The organism is Actinomycetospora termitidis, assembly GCF_030286555.1.
In the GTDB taxonomy this organism is placed as follows: Bacteria; Actinomycetota; Actinomycetes; order Mycobacteriales; family Pseudonocardiaceae; genus Actinomycetospora; species Actinomycetospora termitidis.
Genome location: NZ_JASVWF010000003.1, coordinates 835,005 through 861,739 on the forward strand (window position 1 = coordinate 835,005; position 26,735 = coordinate 861,739).

Annotated in this window: 25 protein-coding genes; 6 read left to right on the forward strand and 19 right to left on the reverse strand. The window is 74.3% G+C overall.

Annotation, left to right across the window (positions count from 1 at the left end):
• The first annotated feature begins 95 nt into the window (after positions 1-95).
• Positions 96-542, forward strand: coding sequence for a MarR family winged helix-turn-helix transcriptional regulator (locus tag QRT03_RS17455; protein ID WP_286054203.1), 447 nt, complete (start codon positions 96-98; stop codon positions 540-542).
• Here QRT03_RS17455 and QRT03_RS17460 read toward each other — a convergent pair.
• The 3 genes from QRT03_RS17460 to QRT03_RS17470 are packed head-to-tail and all read right to left on the reverse strand — an operon-like array spanning position 528 to position 3,786.
• Positions 528-2,000, reverse strand: coding sequence for an acyl-CoA synthetase (locus QRT03_RS17460; RefSeq protein ID WP_286054204.1), 1,473 nt, complete (start codon positions 1,998-2,000; stop codon positions 528-530). The two genes, QRT03_RS17455 and QRT03_RS17460, sit on opposite strands and share 15 nt — an antisense overlap.
• Complete coding sequence (locus QRT03_RS17465) at positions 1,997-2,842, reverse strand: p-hydroxycinnamoyl CoA hydratase/lyase (protein WP_286054205.1); 846 nt, start codon at positions 2,840-2,842, stop codon at positions 1,997-1,999. The genes QRT03_RS17460 and QRT03_RS17465 overlap by 4 nt, the downstream gene beginning before the upstream one ends.
• 11 nt (positions 2,843-2,853) lie before the next feature.
• Positions 2,854-3,786: a DMT family transporter gene (locus QRT03_RS17470; protein WP_286054206.1), complete on the reverse strand. Its 933-nt coding sequence runs from the start codon at positions 3,784-3,786 to the stop codon at positions 2,854-2,856.
• A gap of 80 nt (positions 3,787-3,866) precedes the next feature.
• Between QRT03_RS17470 and QRT03_RS17475 the strand changes: the two genes are divergently transcribed.
• The gene (locus QRT03_RS17475) at positions 3,867-4,349 is read left to right on the forward strand and encodes an Lrp/AsnC family transcriptional regulator (RefSeq protein ID WP_286054207.1); all 483 of its coding nucleotides are present in this window, start codon (positions 3,867-3,869) and stop codon (positions 4,347-4,349) included.
• A 39-nt stretch (positions 4,350-4,388) separates the two neighbouring features.
• On the opposite strand, the gene QRT03_RS17480 is transcribed toward QRT03_RS17475, so the two are convergent.
• Genes QRT03_RS17480 through pcaH form a run of 3 tightly spaced genes read right to left on the reverse strand, consistent with a single transcriptional unit; the run spans position 4,389 to position 6,897 of the window.
• Positions 4,389-5,603 (reverse strand): 4-hydroxybenzoate 3-monooxygenase, encoded by a 1,215-nt coding sequence (locus tag QRT03_RS17480; RefSeq protein ID WP_286054208.1) that lies wholly within the window; start codon positions 5,601-5,603, stop codon positions 4,389-4,391.
• Positions 5,600-6,184: a protocatechuate 3,4-dioxygenase subunit alpha gene (pcaG, locus tag QRT03_RS17485; protein ID WP_286054209.1), complete on the reverse strand. Its 585-nt coding sequence runs from the start codon at positions 6,182-6,184 to the stop codon at positions 5,600-5,602. The genes QRT03_RS17480 and pcaG overlap by 4 nt, the downstream gene beginning before the upstream one ends.
• 2 nt (positions 6,185-6,186) lie before the next feature.
• A complete protein-coding gene (gene pcaH, locus QRT03_RS17490; RefSeq protein ID WP_286054395.1) occupies positions 6,187-6,897 on the reverse strand; it encodes a protocatechuate 3,4-dioxygenase subunit beta in 711 nt (236 codons plus the stop codon).
• Positions 6,898-7,105: 208 nt separating this feature from the next.
• Between pcaH and QRT03_RS17495 the strand changes: the two genes are divergently transcribed.
• Entirely contained in the window at positions 7,106-7,921 is an 816-nt protein-coding gene (locus QRT03_RS17495) for an IclR family transcriptional regulator (protein WP_425604864.1), read from the forward strand.
• 10 nt (positions 7,922-7,931) lie between these two features.
• On the opposite strand, the gene QRT03_RS17500 is transcribed toward QRT03_RS17495, so the two are convergent.
• The 4 genes from QRT03_RS17500 to QRT03_RS17515 form a co-directional block, all read right to left on the reverse strand.
• On the reverse strand, positions 7,932-8,864 hold the full coding sequence (locus QRT03_RS17500; protein ID WP_286054211.1) for a hypothetical protein: 933 nt from the start codon (positions 8,862-8,864) through the stop codon (positions 7,932-7,934).
• 450 nt (positions 8,865-9,314) lie between these two features.
• On the reverse strand, positions 9,315-10,373 hold the full coding sequence (locus QRT03_RS17505) for an FUSC family protein (protein WP_286054212.1): 1,059 nt from the start codon (positions 10,371-10,373) through the stop codon (positions 9,315-9,317).
• 49 nt (positions 10,374-10,422) lie between these two features.
• Positions 10,423-11,247 (reverse strand): SigB/SigF/SigG family RNA polymerase sigma factor, encoded by an 825-nt coding sequence (locus tag QRT03_RS17510; protein ID WP_286054213.1) that lies wholly within the window; start codon positions 11,245-11,247, stop codon positions 10,423-10,425.
• 333 nt (positions 11,248-11,580) lie between these two features.
• Positions 11,581-13,236 carry a CocE/NonD family hydrolase gene (locus QRT03_RS17515; protein ID WP_286054214.1) on the reverse strand — a complete coding sequence of 552 codons (1,656 nt, stop codon included), beginning with the start codon at positions 13,234-13,236 and terminating at the stop codon, positions 11,581-11,583.
• A 130-nt stretch (positions 13,237-13,366) separates the two neighbouring features.
• Here QRT03_RS17515 and QRT03_RS17520 point away from each other — a divergent pair, with 130 nt between their 5' ends.
• A complete protein-coding gene (locus tag QRT03_RS17520; RefSeq protein WP_286054215.1) occupies positions 13,367-15,076 on the forward strand; it encodes a metallophosphoesterase in 1,710 nt (569 codons plus the stop codon).
• Positions 15,077-15,394: 318 nt separating this feature from the next.
• Positions 15,395-16,387, forward strand: coding sequence for a patatin-like phospholipase family protein (locus tag QRT03_RS17525; RefSeq protein ID WP_286054216.1), 993 nt, complete (start codon positions 15,395-15,397; stop codon positions 16,385-16,387).
• A gap of 13 nt (positions 16,388-16,400) precedes the next feature.
• Here the strand turns inward: QRT03_RS17525 and QRT03_RS17530 are convergent, their stop codons facing one another.
• From QRT03_RS17530 to QRT03_RS17565, 8 genes are all read right to left on the reverse strand, one after another.
• Complete coding sequence (locus QRT03_RS17530) at positions 16,401-16,757, reverse strand: glycerol dehydratase reactivase beta/small subunit family protein (protein ID WP_286054217.1); 357 nt, start codon at positions 16,755-16,757, stop codon at positions 16,401-16,403.
• A complete protein-coding gene (locus QRT03_RS17535) occupies positions 16,754-18,604 on the reverse strand; it encodes a diol dehydratase reactivase subunit alpha (protein WP_286054218.1) in 1,851 nt (616 codons plus the stop codon). Before QRT03_RS17535 ends, QRT03_RS17530 begins: the two co-directional genes overlap by 4 nt.
• Position 18,605: 1 nt before the next feature.
• Positions 18,606-19,187 carry a propanediol/glycerol family dehydratase medium subunit gene (locus QRT03_RS17540; RefSeq protein ID WP_286054219.1) on the reverse strand — a complete coding sequence of 194 codons (582 nt, stop codon included), beginning with the start codon at positions 19,185-19,187 and terminating at the stop codon, positions 18,606-18,608.
• On the reverse strand, positions 19,184-20,896 hold the full coding sequence (locus tag QRT03_RS17545; protein ID WP_286054220.1) for a propanediol/glycerol family dehydratase large subunit: 1,713 nt from the start codon (positions 20,894-20,896) through the stop codon (positions 19,184-19,186). The genes QRT03_RS17540 and QRT03_RS17545 overlap by 4 nt, the downstream gene beginning before the upstream one ends.
• A gap of 1 nt (position 20,897) precedes the next feature.
• Positions 20,898-21,329, reverse strand: coding sequence for a diol dehydratase small subunit (locus tag QRT03_RS17550; RefSeq protein WP_286054221.1), 432 nt, complete (start codon positions 21,327-21,329; stop codon positions 20,898-20,900).
• Positions 21,326-22,216, reverse strand: coding sequence for an MIP/aquaporin family protein (locus tag QRT03_RS17555; RefSeq protein ID WP_286054222.1), 891 nt, complete (start codon positions 22,214-22,216; stop codon positions 21,326-21,328). The genes QRT03_RS17550 and QRT03_RS17555 overlap by 4 nt, the downstream gene beginning before the upstream one ends.
• Positions 22,217-22,251: 35 nt before the next feature.
• Positions 22,252-22,668 carry a GlcG/HbpS family heme-binding protein gene (locus tag QRT03_RS17560; protein WP_286054224.1) on the reverse strand — a complete coding sequence of 139 codons (417 nt, stop codon included), beginning with the start codon at positions 22,666-22,668 and terminating at the stop codon, positions 22,252-22,254.
• A gap of 819 nt (positions 22,669-23,487) precedes the next feature.
• Positions 23,488-24,141, reverse strand: a complete 654-nt coding sequence (locus QRT03_RS17565; RefSeq protein ID WP_286054225.1) for a GntR family transcriptional regulator — start codon at positions 24,139-24,141, stop codon at positions 23,488-23,490.
• 121 nt (positions 24,142-24,262) lie between these two features.
• Here QRT03_RS17565 and QRT03_RS17570 point away from each other — a divergent pair, with 121 nt between their 5' ends.
• Positions 24,263-25,735: a LuxR C-terminal-related transcriptional regulator gene (locus QRT03_RS17570; protein WP_286054226.1), complete on the forward strand. Its 1,473-nt coding sequence runs from the start codon at positions 24,263-24,265 to the stop codon at positions 25,733-25,735.
• A 5-nt stretch (positions 25,736-25,740) separates the two neighbouring features.
• Here the strand turns inward: QRT03_RS17570 and QRT03_RS17575 are convergent, their stop codons facing one another.
• Positions 25,741-26,727 carry an aldo/keto reductase gene (locus tag QRT03_RS17575; protein ID WP_286054227.1) on the reverse strand — a complete coding sequence of 329 codons (987 nt, stop codon included), beginning with the start codon at positions 26,725-26,727 and terminating at the stop codon, positions 25,741-25,743.
• Positions 26,728-26,735: the final 8 nt, after the last annotated feature.

The following is a 26,735-nucleotide window of genomic DNA, read 5'->3' on the forward strand; positions in this document are numbered from 1 at the left end:
TCCAGGCGTTCACGGGGAGCGCCGCACATTCTCACCCGCCGGGGTGCGGCGCGCGCGGGACCTCCCGAGGACCGGAACGTGCGAGGATCCTCCGGGTGAGTCAGGGGTCCCGCACCGCCGCCCGGCCGCGGCCGTCGTTGCTCTACGCGGTCAAGCAGGTCGAGCTGATCGTGCGCGCACGGCTCGACGAGCTGCTGCGCGACTCCGGGGTCACGGCCCTGCAGTACACCGCGCTGACCGTCCTCGCCGCGCGCGACGGGCTCACCTCCGCCGAGCTCGCGCGGAACTCCTTCGTCACCCCGCAGGCGATGGCCGACCTGGTCACCGCCCTCGAGCGCGGCGACCTCATCACGCGCCGCCGCAACCCCGACAACCGCCGCCAACTGCTGATCTCCCTCACCCCGTCCGGGCAGGATCTGCTGGCGCGCTACGCCGAGCCGGTCGCGGCGATCGAGGAGCGGATGCTCACCGGGCTCGGCGACGACGAGCGCGAGCGCTTCCGCTCCTACCTGAACGCGGCACGCGCCTCACTGGCCCAGTGACCGGCGCAGCGCGGGCTTGTCGAGCTTGCCGGTCGGGTTGCGGGGCAGGGTGTCGACGACGTCGACGGTGCGCGGCGTCTTGAAGCGCGCGAGCCGGCCGTCGAGCCAGGCCACGAGGTCGTCCGGTGTGGTCGCGGCGCCGGGTACGAGGACGACCCACGCGTGCCCGACCTCGCCCCACCGGTCGTCGGGAACCCCCACCACGGCGGCGTCGAGGACGTCGGGATGGCTCGTGAGCACGCCCTCGACCTCGGCGGGCGAGACGTTCTCGCCGCCGGAGATGTAGAGGTCCTTGACCCGGTCGACGATGCGGTGGAAGCCCTCGTCGTCGATCTCCGCCACGTCGCCGGAGCGGAACCAACCGTCGGTGAAGGCCGCGGCGGTCTCCTCGGGACGCCGCCAGTAGCCGGGCACGACGTGCGGGCCGCGGACCAGGATCTCGCCGGAGGGCGACAGGGCGACGTCGGTGAAGAAGTGCGGGCGCCCCGCCGTGCCGGCCTTGGAGCGGGCGTGCGCCGGGTCGAGCAGCAGGACGCCGGGCGCTGCTTCGGTCATCCCGTAGCCCTGCAGGAAGGCGGGTCCGCGGTCGGCGTAGGTGTCGAGCAGGCTCGGCGGGACCGGCGCGCCGCCGCAGAGCAGGTAGCGGACCCCGGAGAGGTCGGCGTCGGCGAAGCGGGGAGTGCGGGCGAGGGCCGCGAACATGGTCGGGACGCCGAACATGATCGTCACGCCCTCCCGCTCGACGAGGTCGAGGGTGCGCTCCGGGTCGAAGGCCTGCTCGAGCACGAGGGTGCCGCCCTTGAGCAGTACCGGCAGGCAGGTCATCCCGAGCGCCGCGGCGTGGAAGAGCGGGGCCGAGAGCAGGCAGACCTCGTCGCTCGCGAGGTCGACGTCCACGACGACGTCCAGCGCGTTCCACGTCAGGTTGGCGTGGGTCAGGCACGCCGCCTTGGGCCGCCCGGTCGTGCCGGAGGTGAACATCAGGACCGCGAGGTCGTCGGGATCGGTGACGACGGGGTCGGCGCGGTCGCTCGTGGCGATCACCTCGTCGTGGGTGCCGCCGACCTCGAGTGTCGTGACTGCGGCCATGCTGCCACTGGACGTCAGCATGGCCGCACTGCTGACGTCGGGGGCGGTCACCAGCACTCGCGGCTCCGTGTCGGCCACGGCGAACGCGACCTCGTCGGCGGCCAGGCGCGTGTTGAGCGGGACGAACACCGCGCCCAGGGCCGTCGTCGCGAACATCGTCTCGACGAAGGCCGGGTGGTTCGGCCCGAGGTACGCGACCCGATCCCCCGGCTCGACACCGAGGCCGCGCAGCCCGGCGGCCAGGCGGCGGACGCGGTCGTCGAGCTGGGCGTAGGTCGTGCGCGAGTCGCCGTGGACCAGTGCGACGTGCTCGGGGGTGCTGCGGGCGCGGCGGGCGGTCCAGCTCCCCAGACCCGGCGGCGGTGTCATGGCCTCTCGTACGCCCCCAGGCCGGGGCGGTAGGTCTTGTCGTCGAGGAACTGGGTGAGGCCCTGCTGCTTGCCCTGCTCCGGGTCGTGCCCGGTGGCCGCGTCGAGCTTGGCGTAGAGGTAGTCCTCGGCGACGTCCCAGGACATCTGCCGGACCTTCTTCACGCCCACCTTCGCCGCGCGCAGCACGTGGGTGTTCATGCCCGCCAGCCTGCCCGCGACCTCCACGGTCCGCGCGCGCAGCCGGTCACCCGGGACGGCCTCGTTGACCAGCCGCATCGCGCTGGCCCGCCGGCCGTCGAAGCGCTCCCCGGTCATGACGTACCACTGTGCGTCGCGGGCGGGGATCGTCTCGGCGAGCGCGCGGGAGACCAGCCCGCCGGGCGGGATGCCCCAGTTGACCTCGGAGAGCCCGAAGGACGCGTCCTCCGCGGCGATCGCGAGGTCGCAGCACACCAGCGGCGTGAACGCCCCGCCGAAGCACCAGCCGTTGACCATCGCGATCGTCGGCTTCGCGAAGTGGATGAGCCGGCGCCACTGCCATTCCGCGGAGTCGCGCCGGGCGCGCAGCTCGACGTGCGGCGGGGCGGCGTCGACCTCGCGGAAGTACTCCTGGAGGTCCATCCCCGCCGACCACGCCTCGCCGCGGCCGGTGAGCACCACGACCCGGACCTCGTCGGCCGCCTCGAGCCACTCCAGCGCCGCGATCATCTCGCGGTTCAACGTCGGGTTCATGGCGTTGCGCTTGTCCGGCCGGTCGAAGAACAGCCAGCCGATGCCGACCTCGTCCGGACCCTCCCCGAGCTCGATCGCGACGGTGCCGAACTCCGGAGGCGTGCTCATGGTGGAGGAGATTAACAGGAAACCTGATAATCAGGCACGCGCTCGCGCACCGAGGCTGCACGGCGTGCCTCCCGCCGGGACCGCCGCGCGTCCACGAGGACGGCGAGCACGACACCACCGACGAGGGTGATCTCCCCGGCCAGCTGCAGCGGTCCCGGGACGCCGCCCTCCGCGAACGCCGCGAACACGAAGCCCCACGCCGTCTCCAGCGCCATCAGCTGGCTGACCAGCACCGGCGAGAGGTACCCGGACGCCGCGTGCCAGAGCCGGACCGCGAGCCAGGAGCTGACCAGGCCGAGGAAGAGCACGACGACGAGGGCGCGCACGGGCTGGGCCGGGACGCCGTCGATCAGCAGCAGGGCGACCGCGGCCGGCAGGGCGAGCACGCCGGCGGCGAGCCCCTGGGCGGCCGCGAGCACGGGGGCGAGCTCCGGGCGGTCGTGCAGCAGCCGGTGGGAGTCCAGCCCGTACCAGGACCAGGAGATCAGGGCGAGCACCGCGAGGCCGAGCCCGACGAGCGCCTCGAGCGACCAGTCCTGCCCCGGGCCCACGTGCAGCAGCACCTGGCCCAGCGCGACCAGCCCGAGGGCGGGGACCAGGCCCGCGACCCGACCCGTCCCGCGTGCCGAGATCAGGGCCATGACGACGGGGACCAGCCCGATCGTCGCGACCGCGACGGTGGGCCCGGCGAGCCGGACGGCCACGGCGACGAGGGCGTAGTAGAGCACCGAGCCGGTCAGCGCGTGGGCGATGACGCGTCCCCACGGGACGTCGGCCCGCAGGACCCGGCGCACCTGGGGCAGCGAGACCGCCCCGAACGCCACGAACCGTCCCGTCGCGAGCAGCAGCGCCGGAGCCAGGGGCGCCAGGCCGGGCGCCACGAACACCGCTCCCCACGCCGCGCCGGCGACGACCATCGCCACCAGGGCCACGTTCCTCGTCATGATCCCAGGATGCGCCGATCATGGTGGGCGATGCCGGGCGGATTCCCGACACTCATGGCCGAGGAGTGCATGATTCTCCCGTGACGGTGCCGAACACGGGACGATCCACCCAGCTCGACCGCGTCGACCGGTTGATCCTGGCTCACCTCGTCGATCACGGGCGCTCCAGCCTGTCCGACCTGGCGGAGGCCGTGAACGCCTCACCGTCCTCGGCGCAGCGTCGCCTGCGCCGGCTGGAGGCCGACGGCGTGATCCGGGGCTACCGGGCGGTGCTCGACCCGGCGGCGATCGACCGGGCGCTCGTCGTGCACCTGTCGGTGGTGCTCGTCGACCACACCGCGGAGACCGTCGACCGCTTCGAGCGCTGGATCGTCGACCTCGACGGCGTGGTCAGCTGCCACCACGTCACCGGCGACGTCGACTACCTGCTCCGGATCGACGTCGCCGACGTGCACGCCCTCGACGTGCTGCTGCGCCGCACGCTCGCGCAGATCCCCGGCGTCGCCCGCTTCACGACGATGGTCGCGACGTCGGGTCTGGTGGACCGGTACACCGCCATGTGAGCAAGCTCAGGTGAGCACTATTCCGTGTCTGGACACGGATTAGTGCTCACCTGCCAGCGGCACACCCCGGTAGTTCTCCGCGATCGAGGTCCGGTACGCCGTCGACTCCGCGATCAGCCGCAGGTGCGACAGCGCGAGCTGCTCGTCGAACGGGTCCGCGTCCGGGGCGCGGTGCAGCATCGTCGTCATCGTCCAGCTGAAGTGCTCGCCCCGCCAGACGCGCCGCAGCGCCACCTCGGAGTACGCGTCCAGCCCGGACTCGTCCCCGCTCTCCCGCCAGGCGCCGATCGCCGACGCGAGCACGCGCACGTCCGCGACGGCCAGGTTGAGCCCCTTCGCGCCGGTCGGCGGCACGATGTGCGCGGCGTCGCCGGCCAGGAAGAGCCGGCCGTGGCGCATCGGCTCCGCGACGAAGGAGCGCATCGGCGTGACGCTCTTGTCGGTGATCGGGCCGCGGTTCAGGGTGAACGACCCGTCGCCCAGCGCGGTCCGCGTCGCGAGCTCGTCCCAGATCTCCTCGTCCGACCACGACGACGGGTCGGTGCCGTTGGGAACCTGCAGGTAGGCGCGGGTGACGCTCGGCGAGCGCATCGACAGCAGCGCGAAGCCGTTCTCGTGGCGCGCGTAGACCAGCTCGTCCGACGACGGCGGGGCGTCCGCGAGGATCCCGAGCCAGGAGTACGGGTAGACGCGCTCGTAGGTGCGTACCGCGTCGTCCGGGACCGCCCGGCGGGCGACCCCGTGGAACCCGTCGGCGCCGACGACGACGTCCGCGCGCAGCTCGTGCTCCGCCCCGTCGTCGCTCCGGTAGCGCACCAGCGCCTCGCCGTCGCGCGACAGCGGCCCGTCGACCTTCTCCACGGCCAGGACCTCGGTGTCGAACAGCAACCGCTCGCCCTGCTCGAGGCGCAGCGCGATGAGGTCCTTCACGACCTCCGTCTGCGCCCAGATCATCACCGCGCGACCGGTCAGCTCGGCCATGTCCACGTGGACGCGCTCGCCGTGCACGTGGAACGCGAACCCGTCGTGCGGGAGCCCCTTCTCGTCCATCCGCGCATCGGCGCCGACCTCGCGCAGCGCGTCGACCGTGCCGTGCTCCAGGATCCCGGCGCGCTGCCGGGACTCCACGCGCTCGCGCGGGCGGGACTCCAGCACCACGGAGTCGATGCCTCGCCGGTGCAGCAGGTGCGCGAGCAGCAGACCGGCCGGCCCTCCCCCGACGATCGCGACCGTCGTCCGGTCCGGCGTGGTCACCGCACCGCCCCTGCCTCGGAGATCAGGTCCAGGAACACCGTCTCCCCGGGGCCCTGCAGTCGGACGTCGAACCGGTAGCCCGGCCCGCCGAACCAGCCGTCGGGGATCGCCATCAGCGTCGCCGCGCGCTCCTCGGGCAGCGCGGACAGCAGCGGGTCGGCCGCGTTCGCCTCGGTGTGGTTCGGGAAGTACACGCGGGTGAACAGGTGGTGCAGCAGCCCCCGGGCGAAGACGGTGACGGCGAGGTGCGGCGCCTCGGCGCTCCCGGCCACCGGGCCCGGGCGCAGCGTGCGGATCACGTAGTCGCCGCTGCGGTCGGTCGGCACGCGGGCGAACCCCGTGAACGAGCGTCCGTCGCGCACGAGGGAGCCGGCGCGCGCCGCGATGCGCCCGTCCGGGCCGGCCTGCCAGAACTCCAGCAGCGCGTCGGGCACGGGAGCACCGGCCCCGTCGCGCACGGTGCCGTGCAGCGAGATCGCGCCCGCGGTGCCGGGCGGCACGACGTCGCCGCCGCCGTCGAACGGGAGGCCGAAGGCGAAGAACGGGCCGACGGTCTGCGAGGGGGAGGGGTCCAGCGTCATCGTCACACCTCGTCCGGGTCGGGCGGGGTGGCGCCGGGACCGTCCAGGACGATGTCCCACTGGTAGCCCAGCGCCCACTCGGCGACGGTCGTGTCGTGGTCGTAGCGGGCGATCAGCCGCTGCTGGGCCTTCTCGTCGGTGACCGAGGAGAAGATCGGATCCAGCGCGAACAGCTGGTCGCCCGGGAAGTACATCTGCGTGACGAGGCGCTGGGTGAACGCCGTGCCGAACAGCGAGAAGTGGATGTGCGCCGGTCGCCACGCGTTGTGGTGGTTGCGCCACGGGTAGGCGCCCGGCTTGATCGTCACGAACCGGTAGCGCCCGTCGTCGTCGGTCAGGCAGCGGCCGCCCCCGGTGAAGTGCGGGTCGAGCGGGGCGGGATGCCGGTCGCCGTCGTGGGCGTAGCGGCCGGAGGCGTTCGCCTGCCAGACCTCGACGAGCTGGTTGCGCACCGGGCGGCCGTCCCGGTCGAGCACGCGCCCGGTGACCACGATGCGCTCGCCGAGCGGCTCGCCGGTGGAGTGCACCGTCAGGTCGGCGTCCGTGGCGGCGACGTCCTTCGCCCCGAACACCGGGGCGGTCTGCTCGAGCAGGCTCGCGGGCGCGACGACGAGCGGCTGGGACGGCGACCGCAGCGCCGTCGACCGGTAGGGCGCGTAGGCGCGGTCGGGATGCCCGCCGCGCTGCGGGGCGACGAGCGCGGCCTCGCGGATCGCGTCGGTGACCTCGTCCTGCTCGCTGCGTCCGCGCTCGGGTGGTGCTGGGCTCACGCCGCCCAGGGTGGCGGGGATCCCCGGCCTGCGAGAGGCTGGCTTCCGTCCACCGGAAGCAGAGGAGCTACGGGTGACCGATGCGGTGGAGGCGGGTCCGTCACGTCCCGTCGGACGCCCACCACGTCCCGGCCTGCCCGGGGGCAGTGGCCTGACCTCGTCGAAGGCGCGCCGCGCGGCGCCGGGCGGGGGTGAGACGGTCACCGGGCGGGTGTTCACGATCCTCGAGGCGTTCGACCACGACCACACCGCGCTGACCCTCACCGAGATCGCCCGCGCCGCGTCGCTGCCGGTCTCCACCGCCCACCGGCTCGTCGGGGAGCTCGCCGGCTGGGGTGCCCTCGAGCGCGGGACCGACGGTGCCTACCGGATCGGGCTGCGGCTGTGGGAGGTCGGCTCGCTCGCGCCCCGCAGCGTCGGCTTGCGCGAACGCGCGATGCCCTACCTCGAGGACCTCTACGAAGCGACCCGCCAGAACGTGCAGCTCGCCGTGCGGGACGGCCACGAGGGGGTCTACGTCGAGCGGCTCGCCCACCCCGAGGCCGTGCGGCTGCTCTCGCGCATCGGGGGACGGTGGCCACTGCACGGCACGGGGGTGGGGCAGGTGCTGCTGGCGTTCGCGCCGCCCGCGGTCCAGGAGGCGGTGCTCGCCGCGCCGCTCACGTCGTTCACGGCCCGCACCGTCACCGACCCGACGGTGCTGCGCCGGACGCTCGCCGGCATCCGCCGCGACGGCGTCGCCGTGTGCGACGGGATGATCGACCTCGCCTCGCTGTCGGTGGCCGCGCCGGTGCGCGGGGAGAGCGACGGGGTCGTCGCCGCGATCTCGGTGGTCGTGCCCTCCCCGTCGTCGCCGGGCGGGATCGAGCCGCGCACCCTCGTCCCGGCCGTCCGGGCGGCCGCCCGCGGCATCTCCCGCGCCCTCGGCGCCCCGACCGCGCACCGGACGCAGCGCCCGGTGCGCTGAGGGCGGGCGTTCACTCCAGGTCGGCGCGTTCGGCCTCCGCCTGGTCGAGGGCGCGGCGGGCCTCGTCGGCGGCGGTGTCGGCCTCCTCCGCGGCCTGCCGGGCGCCGTCGCGGGTCTCCCGGGCGCTCGTCTCCTCGGCCTCGGCACGCTCCAGCCGCTCGCGCAGCGACCGCGCCGACTCCGCGGCCTCGGTGAGGTCGCCCTCCGCCTGCTCCGCCCGGTGCCGGGCCCGCTCGGCGGCCCGCGCCGCGTCGTCGCGGGCCTCGCGCGCCCGCTCGACCGCCCGCTCGGCCTCCTCGCGGGCGCGCGCCCGCTCCTCCTCGGCCGGGTCCGGACCCTCGTCCTCCGGTTCCTCCGGCTCTTCCCGACGGCGGGTCGGTGCCGGTCGGGTGCCCCGCGGCGGTGGAGGGCGCCGGGTCCCCGTGCCCCCGGCACTCCGGGCCGACGAACCCCCCTCGAACCCCACGCCGGGTTCCAGGGCCGTCGTGAGCCGGCCGGCGGCGAAGGCGCGCGCGGCGTCGGGGTCGGCCAGCGCGGCCGCGATGGTCTGCTCCAGGTCGCGCGCCACCGAGTCGCCGACCTTCTCCCCGTCCTCCCGCGCGAGCTTGCGGGCGCGCGCGACGAGGGCGCCGACGAGGTCGCGTCGCTGCTTCGTCAGGGTCCGCAGCGCGTCGCCGGACAACGACTCCTGGGCCTCGCGCAGGTGGCCCCCGAGGTCCTCCAGCGCGCCGACCTCGTCCGGCGACTCCCGGGCCAGGACGTTCGCCAGCCACGCTCCGAGCGACGGCTTGCGCAGCGCCCCGATCGCGGTGGCGGTCTCCTTGTCCTTCGCGGCCTTGGCGGCCTTCACCAGCTCCGTGCGCCGCGGCACGAACCGGTCCGGGTGCAGCCCGTAGAGCTCGTCCGCCGCGTCCTCGAACTCCGGGGCGTCCGGTGCGGTCACGAGGACGCATCCTGCCCGGTCGGAGCACCTGCCGTCATGATCATCGAGCACTCGCGGCGGATCGGGGCGATCGGAACCGCCGACGGTGCTCGCTCGTCGCGGTCCCGTGTGCGGACGGGGTCGCCGTGGGTGTGCGGGGCGCGCCACCCGAGCGGACCTCGCCCCGAACTCGAGAGGTCCGCGTCGCGAGGACCCGGTCAGCCGTCCGGCCCCGGTCGCGCGCCTTATGCGCCACGCACCACCACCGCCTGCCACGACAGCCGGCCTCGGGATCCGCGTCCCGAGGACCCGGTCAGCCGTCCGATCGAGCCGCACCCCTGTGCGCCGCGCAACGCCGACCGCGGGTCGAACGACCCGGACCAGCCGTATGCGGCCCGCAACGTCGATCGCCGGAAGACCGACCCGCCCGAGGCGTGTGCGTCGCGCAACGCCCACGGGCGGGGCTGCGGCTCAGGGTGACGCGCCCGCCGAGGACGGGGTGCTCGTGAGCGCGGTGACGTCCTCGGCGAGCAGGTGCAGCTGGGTGGCGAGCCGGGCGGCGCCGGGGCGGTGGGCGTCCGGGTCGGTCCGGGCGATCTCCCCGGCCACGGTGTGGACGTCGCGGGTGCTCGCCGGAGGATCGGTCTGCCGCGGGTGGTCGGCCATCGACCGCACCGCGCCCGCGAGGGCCTCGACGCCGTCGGTGAGATCGTCCGGGATCGGATCGCCGCGGTCGGTCACCTCGGCCGCCGTCCGGGCCAGCAGCACGGACCCGGCGTGGACGTACTCCAGGCCGACGAACCGGTCCAGCATCGCCTCCAGCGAGGCCCGCTCGCGGCGTCCGCGCAGCGTCGTCCGGGCGAGCCGGTTCGACGTGGTGCGGGCGTCGAGCAGGCTCGCGACGTCGCCGTGCCCGCCGCGCAGACCCTCGGCCGCGCGCCGTGCACGGTCGGCCGCGTCGGACCCCGACGACCGCAGGGCGCCGACGACGTCGTCGAGACCGTCCGCGATCCCGCGCAGGGCGGTCGACACCGCATCCCCGAACTGCCGCGTCGGGCTCGGCGAGACCAGCACCTGGCTGACGAGCAGCGCCAGCGCACCCCCGATCAGCGCGCTCGCCAGGCGCGTCCACCCGGCCTGCGACGACCCGATCCCGACGACGAGCAGCGCGGCGATCCCCGACTGCAGCAGGGTGAGCGGGTTGATGCTCCCCAGCGTCACGACGAGCATCCCGACCACCACCGCTGCCCCGACCTGCAGCCAGCCGCTCCCGATCACCAGCTTCGCCAGCTCACCGACCACCACGCCCGCGACCACCCCGAGGAGCAGCCGCAGGGCGCGCGGCCCCCGGTCGGCCGGGGAGTCGGTCAGGCAGACGACGGCCGCGATCGGAGCGAAGATCGGCGCGGGTTGGCGCAGGATCAGCTGGGCGAGCAGGAACGCGACGATGGCGACGGCGCCGTCGAGGACGATCCGCCCCGAGGCCTGCCGGACGCGGTCCCACGCCCGAGCGGGGAGTCCGTGGAGCACGGGACGGTGTACCCGCCCGGCGTCACGTCATCCGCCCGGACGGGGATCGCTACACGGCGATGAGTGGGCCCTCGTCGTCGTCGGCGCGGCGTTGTGCCTCCACCTGGGCGCGGAGCTGCGCGAGGGTCCGTGCGAGCAAGCGGGAGACGTGCATCTGCGAGATGCACAGCACGGCGGCGATCTCGGCCTGGGTCTGCTCGTGGACGAAGCGCAGCGCGAGCATGGTGCGCTCCCGCTGCGGCAGGGACTCCACGAGCCCGTGCACCAGGGCCCGCACCTCGACCCGGTCGAACTCCGGGTCGACCGTGCCGAGCACGTTGACCAGCGAGGAGTCGTCGCCCTCGCCGAGGGTCTCGTCGAGCGACGCCGGGTGGTAGGAGCCGTGCGCCGAGACCGCCTCGGTGACCTCCTCGCGGGAGATGCCGAGATGCTCCGCGATCTCCGCGGCCGTCGGCGCCCGGCCGAGGCGCTGGGAGAGCGCCGCGGTGGCCCCGCCGACGGCGAGGTAGCGGTCCTTGACGCTGCGCGGGGTGCGCACCGACCACGCCGAGTCGCGGAAGTAGCGCCGGACCTCACCCATGATCGTCGGCACCGCGTAGGACAGGAAGTCCCGCTCCCGGCCGGGGTCGAAGCGGTCGACCGCGTGCATCAGGCCCACGGTCGCGACCTGCTCGAGGTCCTCGGTCGGCTCCCCGCGGCGCGCGAACCGGCGGGCGATGTTGTGCGCGACCGGCAGGTAGGCGACGACGAGGCGCGAGCGCAGGTCGGCCCGGCGCGGATCGTCGGCCGCGCAGCCGGCGTGCTCGGCGAGGAGTGGAGCGAGGGTCCGGTAATCCGTCTCCTCGGTGCTGTGGACCATGGACGTGGGCGCCATGTCCCGCCTCCCGCCACCGCGTCCGGGCGCGGCGGGGCCGCAGCACGGGACACGGGTGTTCGAGCCTCGTCATCGCGGCTGCGGGCTGAACCGGAGGACATCGAGTCCGATCAGCGTTTCAGCCCGGGTCCACGCGACGCAAGGACCCGATCACGCACGTCGCGGTGTGAGACAGAAGTCCGGGGAGCGGACCGGCCAGGGGGGCGGCCGGCCCGCTCGACACCGCGGACTCCCGGGGGGAGGGCGTCCGCCGCGCCCCGCCGGACGCGCCGGCGGCGCCGGGATACTAGCGGTGCACGCGGCGCATCCCCGCCACGGCCGTCCCGAGCCGGATCAGTGCCCCGGCTCGACCGGCAGCACGACGTGCGAGGGGTGCGCGGCGTCGTGGAGGACCTCCCGCTCCCGCGCGACGAGCACCCGCCCGTCCCCGAGCGGGGCCCCGGTGCCCGTGTGCCGCGCGAAGCGGGGATGGGCGCCCCCGGAGATCTGGACCCGCACGCGGTGCCCGGCCGCGAACCGGTGCCCGACCGGCCAGAGCTCGACCTCCACCGGGACGGTGCCGTCGTCGGCTGCCGCGGGGACCCCGGGCCGGAGGCGCCGGATGCCGTCGGTGACGTTGACCGAGCGACCGGCGGGGTCGACGTCGCAGACCCGCACGAACACGTCGAGGTGCTCGACCTCGGCCCGCACGTGGATCGTCGCGCGGGCGGGCCCGAGGGCGACCAGGTCCGCGTCGAGCACGGGACCGGTGAAGACGACGACGTCGTCGCGCGCCTCGAGGGCGGTCTGGTCGCGGGGACCCGAGCGGCCCGAGAGGATCGGGCCCCCGACGGCGGGTGTGGGGTCGTTCGGGTCGTAGACGATGCGGGTGCCGGCCCAGTACGCGTCGTCGCGGGTGGGGAACGACGGGGCCTCGGTGCCGAGGCCGTGGTCGGTGCGCAGGTAGAAGGCCTGCTCGACGGTGTGCTCCGGCGGCCAGTCGGCCAGCCGTCGCTCACCCCCGCCACCGGAGAGCTCGAGCAGGACCCGGGCCCCGTCGTCGGGAACGGAGTGCCCGAAGGTCTCGTCGAAGGTGCGCAGCGCGTCGCGGATGCCGGCCGCCATCCCGGCCGGCGTGGTGTGCACCCACGGGCCGATGCGCAGCAGCGGGCGGGCGCCGGCGGCGCGGAGTGCGGCGTGGTCGGCCAGCTGCCAGGGCAGGAAGATGTCCTGCCACCCGCCGGTCATGCTGATCGCGACGCCGCGGCGGCCGACCTCGCCGACGCCCGCGGCGTAGGAGCGCTTGGCCCAGTAGGCGGAGTCCGGGTCGTCCTCGCGCAGCCAGTCCTGGAAGAAGTCGATCGGCGTCCCGGCCGCGACCAGGTCGGCCTGCGAGAGCGGCACCGTCCCGAACCCGGCCTGCACCCGGTGGCGCACCGCCTCGACCAGCCGCTCCCCGAGACCCGGGTGCGTCATCATCGCGCCCCACGACAGGGCGTTGTCGAGCGAGAACGCGCCGCCCGGATAGGTCTGGTCGCGGAACTGCGACGCGGTGACGAGGGTGCCCATCGCGCGCAACGCCTCGCCCGCCTCGGGTGCGAGCGCCCACTGCGTGATCCCGAGGTAGCTGGGCCCGAGGGTGGCGATCCGCCCGTCGCACCAGGGCTGGGCGACCAGCCAGCGCACCGTCGCGACCCCGTCGTCGGCCTCGTCGAACGGGGACAGCTCACCCTCCGAGCCCGCGGTCCCGCGCACCGACTGCACCACCACCTGGTAGCCGCGCTCGGCCACCAGCCGGCCGAACACCAGGCCCGCCCAGCCCGCCCGGCCGTACGGGCTGCGCACCAGGACGACAGGGCCGCGCCCGACCCCGGCGGGCCGGTGGTGGTCGTGCCGCAGCACCGCGCCGTCGGGCATCGGGACGGCGACGTCGCGGACCACGCGCACCCGGGGCGTACGCGGCGCCGGGAGGCCGATCCCGCGGCGCAGGAGACGGGTGACGGGGCTCATCGGTCCATTCTGACGGGTCCCGGTGTGACCTCCCGGTCACCGCCCGTTTCGTCCTCTTCACGACCCGTGTTCACCTCGTGTTCGCCCGGTTTCGGATGCGCACGATCGGTTGCCGGGTGACGCTCCCGTCGTGACGCGCACCCCCCGTGGTCAGGCCCCCGACGTCGGCGTCCCCGCGCACCTCGCGGAGCACATGACGGTTGCCGAGCAGCACGACTGGATCTCGGGCTTCCTGGGCCGCCACCCGGTGTCGCGGCGCAGCGCGCTCAAGCGGGGTTCCGGCGTCGTCGCGGCGCTCGGTCTCGCCTCCGCCCCCTGGACCCTCGCGGCGTGCGCCTCGGCCGCGCAAGCCCCGGTGTCGGTCGTCGGGCGCCACCTGGCGTTCGGGAACGACCCGATGAAGGCGATGGCGATGTCCGGCGAGCTGACCGCGCCGCCGCAGGGCACGATCGTCGTCGACCTCGGCCAGAACGGGACCTTCGGCGCGACGATCCCGGTGGAGGTCCGGCACCTCGTCTCGCAGGTCCCGCAGGCCGACGGCTCGATCCGCGCGAGCGACCAGTACTTCGTGCACGCGCTCGCGAACGGCCTCGAGCCCGGCCAGGCCTACGACTACCGCTTCCGGCTCGCCGACGGGACCACCACTCCGACGGCGACCTTCCGCACCGCGCCCCGCACGCCCACCGCCCCGTGGAGCTTCACCGCGTTCGCCGACCAGGGCGTGGACATGGTCCCGCCGAGCGGCTTGGGCGGCATGACCAACGCCTACTACAAGCCGGACGACACGCGGCGCACCATGACGCCGTCGACCTCGATGGTCGACCGGATCGCCGGGACCCGCCCGGCGTTCCACCTGCTCGCGGGCGACATCTGCTACGCCGACCCGTCCGGCGAGGGGCAGGTCGTGCGCTCCACCGGCACCTCGAAGTCGCCCACCGGGTTCGACAGCTTCGACCCGACGGTCTGGACGACGTACTTCGGGCTGATCGAGCGCAGCGCCGCCACCACGCCGTGGATGTTCGCGACCGGCAACCACGACATGGAGGCGCTCTACGACGACAACGTGAAGCGGGGGGCGACCCACGGCTACGGCGGGCACGCCGCACGCCTCGACCTGCCGCGGAACGGCCCGAGCGCCTGCCCCAGCGTGTACTCGATGCGCTATGGCAACGTCGGGGTGATCAGCGTCGACGCGAACGACCTGTCGATGGAGATCCCGACGAACGCGGGCTACTCGAACGGCTCGCAACTGGCGTGGCTGCGCCGGACCCTCACCGACATGCGCGCGGCCGGCAGCGGCATCGACTTCGTCGTCGCGTTCTTCCACCACTGCGCCTTCGCGACCTCCGGCAGCCACGCCTCCGACGCCGGGGTGCGCGCGGCGGTGGCACCGCTGTTCGACGAGTTCTCCGTCGACCTCGCGCTGCAGGGTCACAACCACCAGTACGAGCGGAGCAACCCGATCCGGGCGGCCCGCTCCACCGTGCAGGCCCCGGACGGCGCGACGGTGCGCCCGCAGACCGACGGCACCACCTACGTCTGCGTCGGCTCCGGCGGGCGGCCCCGCTACACCTGGCAGCCGAACGAGACCGACCGCTACCGCGGCAACACCGGCCCGGACAGCGGGGTGAACGTCGTCAGCTACCAGGCCGTCGGCGAGGACGCGAAGGTCCCGGACGCGGTGGACTGGTCCCAGGCGCGCTACCTCGACTACGCCTACGTGACGGTGGACGTCGTCCCGCCGCCCGGGCCCGGCCAGGTCACGACGATGACCCTGCGGACGATCACCGACACCGGCACCGAGATCGACCGGGTCACCCTGGAGCGGCGGGCGGTGTGAGCGGCTCCGGTACCGCCGGGGCCCGGGCTCAGTGGCCCGGGCCCCGTCGGTGCCGGGGACGACGTCCGCGGGAATCCTCCGACGCATTCCCGCCGAACTCCCGGAAACGGTCGACACACGTCCCCGGAATCGCCGTCGGTACCTCCCCGACACCGTGGACACGGCTGTCGGACCGCGACGTGACGCCATTCCGGCGGGAATACGCGCGGGATCGTCGGAGAATGGCGTCACACACCCGTCACCATTCTTCCGGTCACCCGTTTCCCGGTCGCGTGGGCCCGCCTCGCCGACGGGCCGCTCACCCGGAAGGATGTCGCCGTGCCGTCCCGCCACCGTGTCCTGGACCTGCTCGCGTCCCGGCGCGCCGAGGGTTCCGGGCCGGGTGACCGCTCCGACCCCTACCGCCTCGCGCTGGCGATCGAGGGCGGCGGCAGTCGGGCGACCTACTCGTCGGGCATGGTGCTGGGCCTCGAGCGGCTCGGGCTCGCCCGCTGCTTCGACGCGGTCTACGGCGCGTCCGCCGGGGCGCTCGCCGGCAGCTGGCTCGTCGGCGGACAGGCCGAGGCGTGCTGTGCCGGGTGGTGGGAGCCCGGGCTGATGGAACGGGTGACGCGGCCGCGGCGCGGGCTGCGGGGGCGGCCCGTCGTCGACGTCGAGTACCTGGTCGAGACCGTCGGCCGCGACGTCGTGCCGGTCGACTGGCAGGCGATCCTGTCCGCCGAGGTGCCGCTGCACCCGGTCGCGACCGACGTCGACACCGGCGAGGCGTTCGACCTGCACGGCACGATGACCGACGTCGACTCGCTGCGCCTGGCGCTGCGGGCGTCGGCCAACGTGCCGCTCCTGGCGGGCCTGCCGATCGAGATCCACGGACGACGGCTGGTCGACGCGGCGGTGGCCGAGCCGCTCCCTTTCCACACCGCCCTCGACCAGGGCGCCACGCACGTGCTCATGCTGCGGACGCGCCGTGCCGACCAGGAGGCGATCGACGCGACCCGGCTGGAGAAGGCGCTCGTCGGCCGGCTCGGGCAGGCCAAGGTGCCCGGCCTGGTGCACGTGCTCGGCAACCGGCTGGAGAACCGGCGGGCCGACGACGAGTGGCTCGCGCGGGCCAGCGCGCTCGACGCCGACGACCCCGGCGACGGCCCCTTCCTGCTCGAGGTCCGCCCGCCCGAGGGCGCGGACACCATCAACCCGCTGGAGACCGACCCGGACCGCCTGCGCCGCGGCGTCGAGACCGGCTGCGACACCCTGCGCGCGCTCGTCGAGCCGTATGTGCCTTCGCCAGGTGAGCAGAAGTTGTCGTCATAGCGACAATTTCTGCTCACCTGGCGGCGCCACACCTCAGCGGCAGGCCGGCGACGATCCGCGCCGCGTCGCCCCCGGCCTGCCGCCGGTCCGCGGCCCGCGCGCCGGGGGGCAGCACGAGGACCGGGTCCGCGACGAGGGCGTGCCGGACGACGACCGCGCCGTCCGGGCCCACACCCACGCCGACCTCCAGGCGGGACTCCCGCGCGGCGTGCCGCGCGCCCGCGTCCGGGTCGTCCCCGCCGCCGACACCCGCCGTCGGGACCCCCTGCTCCTCCACCCCGGCGAGCACCTCCCGGACGACGGCGGGTGGGGCGTCGGTGTGCGACGCGACGAGCACCGTCGGCGGGCCCTCGTCGTCGGAGGAACTCACGGTGCGCCGACCGGCTCGGCCAGGCCCGCGTGGACGTCCACCAGACCGGCGGCGACGGCGTTGCGGGGCCCCTCGGTCCCGTGGACGTTGCCGATCCCGCACACGACCCCGTGCGGGGCGAGCGCGTCGGCGACCATCGCCGGGATCTCGAAGTCCAGTGCCGACCCGCCGAGCAGCACCACCGAGCCGAGCAGCCGCAACGACCCCTGCGGCGCCACCTGGGCGAGCGCCCGCAGCGTGTTCACGACGAACACCCGGCGCTTGGCCTCGCGCCGCACCGTCCGGACCGCCTCCAGGGTCGTCCGGACCGGCACCGGCACGAGCCCCTCCGGGGTCACGGTCACGACGCGGGCGAAGACGTGCGGAGGCAGCGGCGCGTCGAAGAACTGCACCGTGCCGTCCTCGTGGCGCACGTGGAAGAAGCTCTCCACCTTCGCCAGCGGGTGCCGCTTCACCGACTCCGCGGCGTCCCGGTCCTCCAGGCCCAGCTCGGAATCGACCAGCTTCGTCACCAGCTCCCCCGCGCCGGCGACGTGCACGGCCGAGACCCGCCCGTCCCGGTCGAGCAGCGCCGCGTCGGTGGAGCCGCCGCCCATGTCCACGATCGCGATCGGCACCGCCGTGCCGGGGGTGGTCAGCGCGCCGCGGACCGCGACCTCGCCCTCCACGCCGCCGATGAGCACCTCGCAGCCCAGCTGCGCGGCGATCTCGTCGGCCACGGCCTGCATCCGGCTGCGCGACGTGCGCACCATCGCCGCGAGGGCGACCGCGTTCTCCCGCGCCACCTCGCCCGCGAGACCGCCCTGCACCGTCGTCGGGACCAGGGTGTCGACGGCGAGGACGTCGCGGATCGCGATCTCCGAGCTCGGCTGCCCGGTCACGTCGGTCATGGTGTCGCGGACCGCGGCCAGCATCCCGCCGACGTGGGTGCCGGCCTCGCCGTGCACGTCGGTCAGCGGCGCCACCCGTCGGATCGCCTCCATGATGGCCTCGGCGCCCTCGTCGACCCCGACGTCCAGCGAGCGCCCCGACCCGGTCACCGTCAGCGTCCCGACCGGGATGCGCCGGTCGGTCACGTCGCCGGCGGGGGTCCGGACGACGACCGCGGACCGGTTCCCGGCGAGCGCACGGGCCACCGGGGACACCTGGCGGGTCTGGTCGGAGTCCAGGTCGAAGGTCGACGCCAGGCCGTAGGAGTCGGACAGCGTCCGGATCGTCCGGCCGGGCGCGGCCACCTCGACCGCGGCCAGCATGCCCAGCGGCACACGATCGACCGCGGAGACCTCGTCGACGACCGGGATCCGGCGCGTGAGCCGGTTGACGACGAGGACCGCGTCGTCGCCGTGCAGCACCGCGGCGGTGACGTCGACGCCGTCCGCGACGGCGCGGTTGACCCGCTCCGCGACGTCGTCGAAGTCCGCCCCCGCCCCGACCACCACGACGACGGGCCCGTCCTGACCTCCCAGCTCGGCCAGGGCCACCGTCGTGCCGACGCCGATGCCCTCGCCGCCGGGGGTGTCCGGGTTGTGCCCGATCATCGTGGACTCGGTGATGATCGTCTCGGAGATCGTCTCCATCGCGAGCCCGCTGATCACCGGGGTGGCCTCGTTGAGCAGCACCGTGTCGGGCACCGCAGAGGGCCGCCCGGCGGCCTCGAGGGCACGCCGGACGGCCGTGACGGCCCCGGCCGTGTTGGCCGGGGTGCCCTTCACACCCGTCGTCGGGGTGAGCGAGGAGGCGAGGCGGTCCACCCGGTCCGCCCGATCACCCGCGACCTCGGCGAGACACGCCTCGGTCGTGGAGTTCCCCACGTCCACCCCGACGACGACCCGGACGGGTTCGCCCACGTCAGTCGACCCGCGTGATGACCGGCTCGACCTCGACCGCCGCCCGCGCATGGTCGATGCACTCGAACTCCTTGAGGTGCAGCAGCGCGGCCTTGGCCTGCCAGCGCGGGCGGGCCATCTGGTCGTTGCGCGTCGGCACCGGGCGCGGCGAGCGGCCCTGCGCGTACTGCGCGGCATTCGACCCGATCATGCGGAACACCTCGGCGTCGAGCAGCGGCGCCTGGGGGAACAGCTCGAGGTTCGACAGCCGCGCGAGGTCGCGCTGGTGGAGCACCGTGGTGCCGCGGGCCAGGATGCCGACGGCGATCCCGGAGCCGGAGAGCTTGGCCCCGTAGTGCGCGATCGCCGCCAGGTCGGCCGTCCGGTAGACCTTGATCGTCCGCGCGACCCCGCCCTGCTCCTCGATGCCCGCCAGGAGCTGGCGGATCACCTCGGCGTGCGGGACGTCGACGATCGTCTTCGTGAACGGGTCCCCGAACGCCGGGGAGAGCGCGATGACGACCTCCTCCGGCCGGGTGCCGCGCTCGGCGGGCCCGATCTCGCGGAGGGAGAGCGTGCGGACGGAGTCGACTGCGGCGGTCATACGACCTCCTCCTCGGGGTTCTCGGCGGAGGTCACGTGACGGAGCTTCTTGAGCTCCTCCCACCGCTCGCCGGACAGGCGGTATCCGGTGCCGGGGCCGGCGTAGTCGTTGGCGTCGTTGATCGCCGCCAGCGGGACGAAGTCGCCGGTGAAGATGGCCGCGGTCTGGAGCAGGTCGCCCGAGACGCGCTGGCGCAGCACCTGCAGGTAGTTCTCGGCCACGTCGCCGAACCCGGTCCGCTCGAGCACCTTGACCAGGTCCAGGCCGGTGACGCCGCGCTCCATGACGCTGCGGGCGCCCTCGAGGTCGGCGAGCACGTCGCGGTCGGGGTAGTCGTCGCTGGAGTCGGCGTAGGTCGCCGCCTCCACCTCCTCGTCGGTGATCGCGGGGAGGTCCAGCTCGGCGAACACCGCCTGCAGCGCGCGGGCGGCCTTGTTGCGCACCTGCAGGATCACGTCCTCACGGACGTGGCGCAGCCCGCCGTCGACCTGCATGTCGCGCTGGATGGTGTTCCAGTCGTCGTAGTCCTCGGTGTCGAGGTTCGACCCCGCGAACATGTTGTCCTTGTTCGGCACCGCCGAGTAGCCGGAGCACACGAAGTCGGTGCCGGGCAGCATCTGCGGGAGCAGGCGGCTGGTGCGCCGCATCGCCGAGTGCGAGAAGGACTGGTCGTTCCCGGAGGCGCACTCCAGGTCCATCCAGCTCGCGACGAGGTTCTCCGCGGCCACCGCGCGGATGCCGCCGGGCACCGCGCCGGGGACGCCGATGCAGGAGATCGAGCCGTTCTGCAGGCCCTGCACCCCGGCGCCCTTCGCCATGAGGATGCAGCGGATCTCCAGGTACAGCATGGACCGCCCCTCGGCGTTGCCCATCTGCACCTCGGAGCCGGTGCCGGAGGTGAAGCGCATCTTGATGCCGCGGCTGGCGTAGGCCGAGGCCAGGAACGCCTTCGACCACGGGGTGTCGTCGCCGTCGACGAACACCGACTCGGTGCCGTAGATCGAGATCGTCTCGGCGTACGCGGTGATGCCGCGCATGCCGAGGTCGAGCTCGGTCGCCTCCTCGAGGGCGCACTGGGTGAGCACGCCGCCGCGGCCGACCTGGCCACCGACCTGCAGCCCGATCGCCACCAGCGGCGCGTAGCGCACGACGCCGAGCGTGGTCTCCAGCTCGGCGAAGCCGCGGACCGCACCCTCGGCCGCGTCGGCCGCGACCTGGATCGGGTTGTCCTTGGCGCTCGTGGAGTGGGCCTGGTTCGCCGGCGTGCGGCGCGACCGGGTCTTCTGGATGCCCATCATGATCTCGACGACGTTCATCAGCTTGACGACGTCGAGGATCTTCGCCGGCGTCAGGCCGCGGCCGAGGGCGACGATCTCCGCCCGCGGGGTGCGCGGGTCGACGAGCATCCGCGCGATCTCGACCGACTCCGTCGCCATCGCGGCCTCGGTCGTGTCGACGTCGATCGCGTGGTCGGCGATGAACGTGTCCATGAAGTCGAACTGCTCGCGCGTCCGGCCGTCGAGCTCGACGATGCGGCCGTCCTCGACGCGCACGCTCGGCTGCGGGTCGAAGTCCGACTCCATCGCGACGAGGCCCTTCTCGGGCCACTCCTCGACGAAGCCGTCGAGGTTGACGGGGCGGTTCTCGAGGACCTCGGTGCGCTTGGACGCGCGTACCGACGCCTCGGACCGGGGCTCCACCGCGGTCATGTCAGTCCTCCTCGGCGAGCAGGTTGCGGGCCGCGTAGACCTGGGCGGCCTCACGGACGAGGGCGGCGCAGGTGGTGGCGGAGTAGGTGCCCTCCAGCCGTGCGGCGATCTCCTCGAGCTTCTCGGCGCTGGAGGCGTTGGGCCGCAGCGCGTTGTACATCGCCAGGACCTCCTCGTCCGGGATCGCGGTCATCTCCGCGGCCCGGCGGCAGTTCTCGCCGAGCTGGCGGCGACCCATCGACTCGGCGATGCGGCCCTGCATGACCAGCGTGTCCGGCGTGACGCGCAGGTCCTCGTTCGTCACCTCGCCGGAGACGACCGCGGCCATCGTGATGTCGGCGAGCGCCTTGCCCGTGGGCGTGTGGAGCAGCTCCGGACGGTTGATCGAGAGCGGGTAGTCGGCAGGGGTGAGTTCGGTGACGTCGCTGGTCATCGGGAGGCCTCCTTCTCAGAGGGCGACGAGGACGGGACGGTGACGTCCGCGGCGGTGACGGGGTGGCGCGGGTCGGCGTTGGCCCCCGCCTCGGCGGACTCGGGAGTCGGAGCGGGAACGGGTGCGTCCTGGTCGGCCGGCACCTCGAAGCGCTCGATGACGAGCACGTAGAGACCGCCGCCGATCAGCGCGCCGATGCACGGGGCGACGATCGGCAGCCACCAGTACTGCACGCCCTCGGGCGTCACCCAGGCCGACTGGTAGCCGGTCAACCACTCGGCCAGGCGCGGGCCGAAGTCACGGGCGGGGTTGATGGCGTAGCCGGCGTTGGTGCCCCACGCGAACCCGATGCCGAGCAGCAGCAGGCCCACCATGAACGGCAGCAGCATCGACGCGGCGCCCTGCAGCGTCGCGAGCAGCGCGAACAGGATGAACACCAGCAGCGCGGTGCCGACGACCTGGTCGAAGAACGCCGTCGTGACGCCGTGGTTGGGCAGCGTCGAGAAGATCGTCTGGGACTTCGAGGTCAGCCCGGGGTCCACCGCGACGATGCCGGAGTGGTACACGGCGCGGGTGATCAGCGCGGCCACGAAGGCGCCCGCGGTCTGGGCCAGCGTGTAGGGCAGCACGTTGCGCCACGGCAGCTTGCGGTAGACCGCCATGGCCAGCGTGACGGCGGGGTTGAGGTGCCCGGCGCCGAGGCGGCCGGCCACGTAGATGCCCATGATCAGGCCGGCGACCCACCCCCAGGTCAGGGTGGCCCAGTCCCCGGCGTCGCCGCCGGAGACGACCATCTGCGCGACGGCGGCGGTACCGAAGATGATCAGGATGAACGTGCCGGCGAACTCGCCGATCAGTTCCCTGGTGAGGGGGGCGGTACGGGACACGGTGGGCTCCTCGGGCGACGGTGCCGTGGGGTGGGTCAGGCCGGGACGGGGGTGCTGATCGCGGCGACGGCGGCCGTGGCCACCTGGACGTCCTGCTCGGCGGAGCCGGCGCTGACCCCCACGGCGCCGACGAGGACGCCGTCGCGGTACACGGGGATGCCGCCGCCGAACACGACGAGGCCGCCGGCGGTCTGCTCCAGGCCGTAGAGCTCCGCGCCCGGCTGGACCAGCGGCATGAGGGCGCCGGTCGGGGCCTCCATGAGGACCGAGGTCCGGGCCTTGCGCTGCGAGATGTCGATGCTCGCCCGGATGGCGCCGGGCTGGCGGGCGAAGGCGAGCAGGTGCCCGCCGTCGTCGACCACCGCGACGTTCATCGGCTGGCCGATCGCGTCGGCCTCGGCGAGTCCGGCGTCGAGCGCGGTGCGCGCCTCGGCCAGGGTCAGGCCCGGCATGGATACCTCCAGGGGTCACGGAGCGCCACGGAGGCTGGGCCGATCACGTGGCGGGAGGGGCGGTGTGCCCGACGACACGACGGTAGGAGTGCGGACCGTCACGAACCACGGGGAGTGTCCCCACCTCCGGCCGTGGGGGATCTCCCGTAGCCCGGCCGGGCCAGCGGGGTGCGCCTGCCGTGGGGGACCCGCCGACCGGGTGGCCACCTTGTCGCGGGGAATCAGCACGACAAGTGCGCACTGTGCGTCGGAGAGCCGCTGTGAGCTGTGGGCCGTGGGGACGCGTGGAGATCAACGAGCACCCTCGGCGACCGGCCGGCCATCCGCACCACCGCAGGTGCTCGCTCGACGCCCTGTCGGGTCACCGCAGACCCCGGTGGGTCACCTCGGCACCCCCCGCCGCCACCTTGTCGCGGGGAATTGACCGCCACCGCTCACCTTGTCACTGGGAATCCCCACGACAAGCCACGCACCCGCCGTCAGGAACCCGCGACAAGACGCGTCGGCGGGGACCCGGGAAGACCAACGAGCACCCTCGGCGGTCCCCGGACGTCTGGACCACCGCAGGTGCTCGCTCGACGCCCTGGCGGCCACCCCGGACCCCTGGCGGCCACCCCGGACCCCCGGCGGCCACCCCGGACCCCTGGCGGCCACCCCGGACCCCCGGGCCGCCACCTTGTCGCGGGGAATCGACCGCCACCGCTCACCTTGTCACTGGGAATCCCCACGACAAGCCGCGCACCCGCCGTCGGGAACCCGCGACAAGCCGCGGCCGACCGACACGTGTCGCGGCGAACCACCGCGACAGGTCCCGGCCCCCTACCGCCCCAGCACCGCCGTGCGGGTCGCGTCGAGGTGTTCGGAGAGCCGGCCGTGCGCCTCGCGGGACCGGTCGGGGCCGAGGGCCGCGAGGATCGCCTCGTGCTGACCGAGGATCTCCTGGGCCCGCGCGGGACCGTGGCCGAGCATCGACCCGAGGTTCATGCGCAGCTGGCGGTCACGGAGCGAGTGGTACAGCTCGGAGAGGATCGGATTGCCGGCGCTCTCGACGAGCACCGTGTGGAACCGGCGGTCGCCCTCGGCGAAGGCACGCTCGTCCCCGGCGACGAAGGCCGCGCGCTGCTCGGTGAGCACGTCGCGCAGCCGGTCGACCACCGCCGCGCGCTCCGCCTCCGGGGCCGCGCAGAGCTTGGTCACCGCGTGGCCCTCGACGAGCTCGCGGGCCTCGAGCACCGCCTCGACCTCGGCCGGTGACACCGCGACCACGAGCGCGCCACGTTTCGGGAACAGCCGCAGCAGGCCCTCGGCCTCGAGACGGAGGAAGGCCTCGCGGACCGGCGTGCGGCTCATCGCGAGTGCCTCGGCGACCTGCCCCTCGCTGATCAGGTCCCCACCGGGCAGCGTCCCGTCCAGGATGCCGGCCTTCGTGTGCTGGTAAGCACGTTCCTTCGCCGAGAGCCCTGCTCGCGTCACGTCACCACCCGCGGACCCGGTCCCGCGGGCACCTTGCCCGTCGGCCGCTGTGACCCTACTCTCGCCGCATTGATGCATCTTGTATGCATCCGTTCGGGGGTCAGGTCCGAGGAGGACGCGCATGACGACGATGTCGGTGCCGCACGGGATCGACACCCCGTCGACGATCGAGCCCGGCGCGATCGCAGCGGACGGCACCGGCACGGGGTCCCTGCTCGGCCGGGTGGTGGCGCAGCTGCGGGCCGTCACCCGCGCGCGCTCGGCGTGGGTCGTCCGGGTCGACGAGGCCGCCGGCACCTGGACCGTCGACGTCGGCGAGGGCCGCGGGACCCCGCCGGAGACCCTGCTCGCCGCCGTCGTCCGCGACCGCGCGCCGGCCGTCGTCGCGACCGACGACCTGGTCGTGCTGGCGGTCCCGGTGCGCCGCGGGCCGCGGCTGGTCGGGGTGTGCGCGGTGGCCACCGACGACGGCGACCTGTCCCCCGCCGACCGCGGGCTCGCCGAGCTGTTCGCCGACTACGCCGCGCTGGCGCTGGCCGACCACGGCCCGCTGGCCGGGCGCAGCCTGCCCGAGGCGATCCGCCAGGAACTCGCGTGGGCCGAGCTCGCCGGGGTGCCGCGCACCGACCTCGTCACCGTCGGCTCCGGCACCCTGGACGGTGCGCGCGCCGAGGAGATCTTCCGGGTCGTGCAGGAGGCCCTGGTCAACGTCGTCGCCCACGCGGGTGCGGGCCGCGTCCAGGTCGGCATCATGCACGGGCCCGGGACGGTGACGGTCCTGGTCGAGGACGACGGCCGCGGCTTCGATGCGACCCGGCACGGCGGGCTGCACGAGGCGGCGTCCACCGCACAGCTCGGCCTCGCGGCGATGGCGGCCCGGGCGCGGCGCCTCGACGGCGAGCTCGAGATCGACAGCGGCGCGGGCCGCGGCACCCTGCTCCGGCTGACGGTGCCGTGCGGCCCCGAGCCCGCCGCACCCGGCCGGCCACGACCCTCGGTGCTCGTGGCGGCGGAGCGCCCGGTGGTGCGCGCCGGTGTCGTGCGCCAGCTGCAGCTCGGCGCCCCGGAGCTCGGGATGGTCTCCGAGGTCGACCTCGGCACCACCCACGACCTCGCCGCCGCCTGTCGCCTGCTCGGCCCCGACGTGCTCGTCGTCGAGCCCGAGGTGCTGCCCGCGGACCTCGCGGGCGCCCTGGAGCGCCTCGCCGAGCTCCCCCACGCCCCCGCCGTCGTGCTGCTCGACGACGGCCGGGCCGACCACGCGCTGCGCACCGCGGTCGCGGCGGGCGCGAAGGGCTGCGTCGGGCCGGACGACGCCGAGCGCCTGGTCGAGGTCGTCGCCACGGCCGGGCGCGGCGAGTCGTCGTTCGGCCCCGAGCAGCTCGGGCGGCTGGCCGCGGCGCCCCGCACGACCGGCATCACCGCGCGGGAGCGCGAGGTCTGCGAGCTCGTCGCCCGCGGCATGACCGACCGCCAGATCGCGTCCGCCCTGCACATCTCGGCGAAGACGGTCGAGAAGCACGTCGGCTCGCTGCTGCGCAAGACCGGGGCGCGCAACCGGACGATGCTGGTCGGGGCCGTGACCCGGTCCTGACGCCGCTACAGACCCACCGCGCCGCGGGCGATCCCGACGGCGGCCGACACGCCGCGCACCGGGCTGAAGCGGTCGGACGCCTCGGTCAGCGCGGTCCACTCGTCGGGGGTCAGCACGATCTCCGCCGCGGCGCAGTTGCTCTCCAGCTGCTCGACGCTCGAGGCGCCAGGGATCGCCACGACCTCCGGACGGTGGATCGTCCAGGCCAGCGCGACCTGCGAGGGCGTCGCGTCGTGGGCGTCGGCGACCTCGCGCAGCACGTCGAGCAGCGGCTGGGCGCGCCGCAGCGACTCGGGCAGGAACAGCGGGTTGATCTGCCGGACACGGTTGGCCGGCCGGTGGTCCACGTCGAACTTGCCCGAGAGCAGGCCCTGTGCGAGCGGGCTGTAGGCGATGATCGCCCGCCCCGCCTCGGCGGCGTAGGGCAGCAGCTCGCGCTCGGGGTCGCGCGAGACCAGGCTGTAGGACACCTGGTTGGAGATCACCCGCGAGCCGAGCGCGGTCTCCGCGTCCTGCCAGCGGTCCAGCGAGTAGTTCGACACCCCGACCTCGTCGACGACGCCGGCCGCCTGCAGCGTCCGCATCCCCGGCATCGTCCGGCGATCGCCGATCAGCGGGTTCGGCTGGTGGACCTGGTAGAGGTCGAGCGGGCGGCGCACCCGGCCCGAGCTGGCGACACCGCGCTGCTCGACCACCGGCCCGATCGGCAGGACCGGGAACACCTTGGACGCGACGACGGTCGTGGCCGGGTCGGCGTCCGCGCGGTCCAGGGCGTCGCCGAGGATGCGCTCGCTGCGGCCGAAGCCGTACACCTCCGCGGTGTCGAAGACGGTGATCCCCAGCTCGAGGGCGCGCTTCACGATCCGCGCGGCCTCGGAGTCGGGGCCCGAGGTGTAGTCGCCGCCGTAGCCCCACTCGGCCGACCCGAACTGCCAGGTGCCCAGCCCGATGGCCGACCAGCGCTTCGCCGTCGGCAGATCCAGATGACGCATGCCTCCTG

Bases quoted from the DNA above. Each gene is read 5' to 3' on its own strand.
- QRT03_RS17570 (WP_286054226.1), top strand. From the start codon at position 24,263: ATGACGACGATGTCGGTGCCGCACGGGATCGACACCCCGTCGACGATC.
- QRT03_RS17560 (WP_286054224.1), bottom strand. From the start codon at position 22,668: ATGCCGGGCCTGACCCTGGCCGAGGCGCGCACCGCGCTCGACGCCGGA.
- QRT03_RS17515 (WP_286054214.1), bottom strand. From the start codon at position 13,236: ATGAGCCCCGTCACCCGTCTCCTGCGCCGCGGGATCGGCCTCCCGGCG.
- QRT03_RS17510 (WP_286054213.1), bottom strand. From the start codon at position 11,247: ATGGCGCCCACGTCCATGGTCCACAGCACCGAGGAGACGGATTACCGG.
- QRT03_RS17540 (WP_286054219.1), bottom strand. From the start codon at position 19,187: ATGACCGCCGCAGTCGACTCCGTCCGCACGCTCTCCCTCCGCGAGATC.
- pcaG (WP_286054209.1), bottom strand. From the start codon at position 6,184: ATGACGCTGGACCCCTCCCCCTCGCAGACCGTCGGCCCGTTCTTCGCC.
- QRT03_RS17545 (WP_286054220.1), bottom strand. From the start codon at position 20,896: ATGACCGCGGTGGAGCCCCGGTCCGAGGCGTCGGTACGCGCGTCCAAG.
- QRT03_RS17470 (WP_286054206.1), bottom strand. From the start codon at position 3,786: ATGACGAGGAACGTGGCCCTGGTGGCGATGGTCGTCGCCGGCGCGGCG.
- QRT03_RS17575 (WP_286054227.1), bottom strand. From the start codon at position 26,727: ATGCGTCATCTGGATCTGCCGACGGCGAAGCGCTGGTCGGCCATCGGG.
- QRT03_RS17550 (WP_286054221.1), bottom strand. From the start codon at position 21,329: ATGACCAGCGACGTCACCGAACTCACCCCTGCCGACTACCCGCTCTCG.
- QRT03_RS17460 (WP_286054204.1), bottom strand. From the start codon at position 2,000: ATGACACCGCCGCCGGGTCTGGGGAGCTGGACCGCCCGCCGCGCCCGC.
- QRT03_RS17465 (WP_286054205.1), bottom strand. From the start codon at position 2,842: ATGAGCACGCCTCCGGAGTTCGGCACCGTCGCGATCGAGCTCGGGGAG.